Here is a 3,449-nt window from a genome sequence, read left to right on the forward strand (position 1 = left end):
GATCTTTGAGGCTCGCGATCGTAAACTCGAAGCCGCACGCGCCCTTCGCGCGCGCCGCCGTCAGGAGGTTCGCGCTTTAGCTGCCTAGAACCTCCAATCAGACCCATTCCCCGGAGTCACGTTCACGCTGAACCAAGACAGTGCGCGCGCCGCCTGTCAGCTTCACGCCTGCCTTGAGTGGTCGAGACACGCACGTGACAGTCTTGCCGTCGACAAAGCACACGCTGCGTGCTTTCGAGCCAAATGACATTGCGCTTTTCCAAGTCTGATGACATGACCATGCATTACTCGTCCACCAAGATGAGCGTCTTGATAGACCTTGCCTGCACGGAAACTGCAAGCACGCAAAGCGTAGCTGTTGATTCCAGCGGCCCCAGGCCGTGCCTCAGCCGGTCGGCCCACCGGAGCCCCGACGCCGCACACGCACATGTGTGTGATGGACCTCATGCGGGTTCAGCCCAGGCTGCTGCCGCGGGCGGCGATGCTGATGTCGACGCGTCAGTTCCACCTTGACTTTGAGAATGGGGCGTAGGATCGCGACAGGTCATGGATGACGCTAGTGGTCCCGTCGTAGCAGTCCGGGCAAAGGACCTGGTAGCGGTCTTGTGGGCCGCTACCGTCCTTGTGAATGGGTTCGCATCAGCAGTTCGGACAAGGCGGGATGTCACTCATAGGTCTTCCTTGAAAAAGGATGGACTGGGGTTTTCCTTCGTGACGGGTCCGAGTACAGACCCGGCGCACTGCTTTTGTAGGACACCCTTCGGGGTCAGGGACGTGTCTGCCCAGTGAAAGTCCGAATGTTTCCAATCGACTGTGAGCCAAGAAGACCCCGACGCGGATTCAGACTGGGCGATAAGAAGCTCGGAATCACTGATCGGTACATGAAACGTTGTGCGCGTAGTCTTTCGGCCGCCCAGCATCGTTGCGCCTGCCTTGAGCGGTCGAGACACGCACTTGACAGTCTTGCCGTCGAAGGCACACACGCTGCGGGTCTTCGATCCAGGGAAGGTTGTGATATTGCGGTACTTCGGGGTGATGTCAGGCGACATCACCATGCATCGCTCGTCCACCAAGAGAAACGACTTGGTGGATCTTGCCTGCACGGAAACCGCAAGCACGCAAAGGACTGTTGCGATCCCTGCGAATCCAAGCCGACGCCTTTGGGGAATAGTTGGCATGTCTTTCTCCTTGGTAGCGAATACCAGTCTGACACGAGATCGTGTTCAGCGTTGTGCAAATACCGCACCATCGTTCGAATTCTGGGCCACCGCTTCCTCTGCCGATACGCATCAATGCGCTGCTCTTGACCGACTCACGACCCACGGCTGCTCCAGTTGCGTGTCCACGCGCTAATCAGTTACCGCGCGAACGCACAGCGTAGCAACGTCACCGACCACGGTGCACTCACCGACGAGCCCCAACTGTGTGAAATCGATCTCAAACTCGCCAGTCGCGGCCTGACTGAGCCGGCCGATCTCCTGCTGGTCAGAAACATCGTACACAACCCCGATTGTCCCCGATGCCGTCTCCGAGAACAGCACGGCATAGGCTGTCGTGTCGCCCCGACACAGCGTCGCGTCGTTTGCAGCGTCGAAGGTGCATCTGTAGTTGTCTCGATACGCCATGCCGAAGCAGAATGCCGCATTCGTCTTCTCGCCTGCCGTGCTCAGACGCAGAGCCACCGTCGAGCACGTTGGGCTGAGGGGGGGCGTTGCGGATCCACCCGCCGCGCTCATCGAGCCACTTCCAGGGTCCGGCGGCCCGCCGCCGGGAAGGGCCCCACCGGGCCCGCCAGCAGCACCCATCGAGCCAGCCGCTCCACTACCCGGCGAACCGCCAGTCGGATCAACGCACCTGCTGTCCTCGCAGACACGTGCCCCCTTACAGTCGCTGTCCGTTGCGCAACCAGAGGTGCCGTGCATATCGTCGCCCCCGCCGCACGCGCCGCCGACCAGGGTGAACACCCCGGTGATCACGGCTGTGACAGAACCGCGCCATCTTGGTTCCACTCGCATACAGATCCCTCCACTTGCTCTCGACCGTCCCCCTTCTCGACCACTCCATCGGCGAAAGTCACCGCCGGTGAACCAGTGGTCCATGAAGTGCCGGCACTTTTCGAGAAGCCCCCTGCTAGGCAACACCGAGCTCTGCACGGCTAATCCAGACGCTTGCTGTACGCGCCGACCTGCGTCGTTCACGTGCGAGTTCCTACCGTCGCCAGCTGTGCGGCGAACTGCCAGAGTGCGAGGTACTGCTCCAGCGGGTACTGCGCGAAGACTCGCTGAAAGCGGAGCCAAGGTCTGTCTGCCACTTGATTACTGCGGCCCCAGCTGTGTTCCAGCGGGGAGTTCGTTCACAAGGGCGTCGGAGGTCTGCTGTCTGGGTTCGGTCTGCGTCCGGGGTCCGGCCCCGATTCTATATGGCAGCCTCTCCTCGACCATCGCGCACAACACCGATGCCCGCGTCCGCTGCAACGGGCCTCAAAGATAGTCCGATCGGCTGGACTCGGGTGCGCGAACGGGACGGCGGCCGTGGGCGCGAACCTAGAGCGGGGTGCTCGAGCTCAGCATCGACGACTTCACCGACTGGAAGGAAGGCCAGCCCATCACCGCCAAGCCTTCCCAAACGTGCGCCGCGACTTTCGGGGCTAGCCTTCTCCGGGCGCACCCTAGCCCCAACGGCAGGCACCCGATGGCCCCAAACCAGAAAATCGGCAGAGGGGCTGCCCCGGCCTGTGCCGGCCCCCTTCCCCCCGGGGGTACCCGGTGTTCGGCCAGCGCGGTCGTGGGTTGCCGGTGCCTACTGCGCGGGCGCCGTCGTGCCTTGCTCGGGGTCCGAGCCTGACGGCTGGGCGACCCCGCCAACAACAGCGGCGGGGGAATCGCCGCGTGTGATTCACCCCAGCCTGGCCCCCGGGGATCCTACCCACGGCCCCCTCGGTGGCGTGTAGCTACAGCGTAGCTTAGTGCACCCCTTTTGTGCCCCGTCGGGGCGATCAAGAGTGATCGACGGTAACGCCCTTGCCCTAAAATGTGGGCTGATGATCACTTGGAGCGATCAGGAGTAGTCACAGCCGGCAGGATCCGAAGTCCGACGCTCTATCCAGCTGAGCTACGGGCGCATGCAGTAATTTCAATGACTTGGCTGTGTTGACGTGTCAACGAGCGGTGCCGGAAGTGCTTGTAGCAGCAGCCGAGCTAGCTGCTCCGTCCTTCCGGCGGGGTACCGACGAATACCACGTGTCTCCGGGGCCGCGCCAGGTCGAGCCGCACACGGTCGAAGTCGGAGCTCGGGCTCTACAGCTTCCCGGCCAGGCGGAGATACGCGAAGGCCGCCGTTCAGGCCGCTCGGCGCGTTCTCCGGATAGAGCGAGCCAAAGGTAAGCGCATCCGGGTTCCTCTCGGGAAACGTGTTCAGCAGGTTCTGCGCTCCGATCGCAAGGGTGTAGC

The 3,449-nt window shown here is 62.5% G+C and carries 3 protein-coding genes; all 3 read right to left on the bottom strand.

Annotated features, from left to right (window positions below; all coding sequences use genetic code 11):
- Window positions 1–97: 97 nt before the first annotated feature.
- Window positions 98–250, bottom strand: coding sequence for a hypothetical protein (locus tag MJD61_17715; GenBank protein MCG8557100.1), 153 nt, complete (start codon window positions 248–250; stop codon window positions 98–100).
- A 1,099-nt stretch (window positions 251–1,349) separates the two neighbouring features.
- Entirely contained in the window at window positions 1,350–1,682 is a 333-nt protein-coding gene (locus MJD61_17720) for a hypothetical protein (GenBank protein ID MCG8557101.1), read from the bottom strand.
- 1,450 nt (window positions 1,683–3,132) lie between these two features.
- A partial coding sequence (locus tag MJD61_17725; GenBank protein MCG8557102.1) for a hypothetical protein occupies window positions 3,133–3,449 on the bottom strand: 317 nt, incomplete at its 5' end.

This window comes from Pseudomonadota bacterium (assembly GCA_022361155.1).
Taxonomy (GTDB): domain Bacteria; phylum Myxococcota_A; class Polyangia; order Polyangiales; family JAKSBK01; genus JAKSBK01.

Coding starts and splice junctions, on each gene's coding strand:
- MJD61_17715 (MCG8557100.1), bottom strand. CDS start 250: ATGTCATTTGGCTCGAAAGCACGCAGCGTGTGCTTTGTCGACGGCAAG.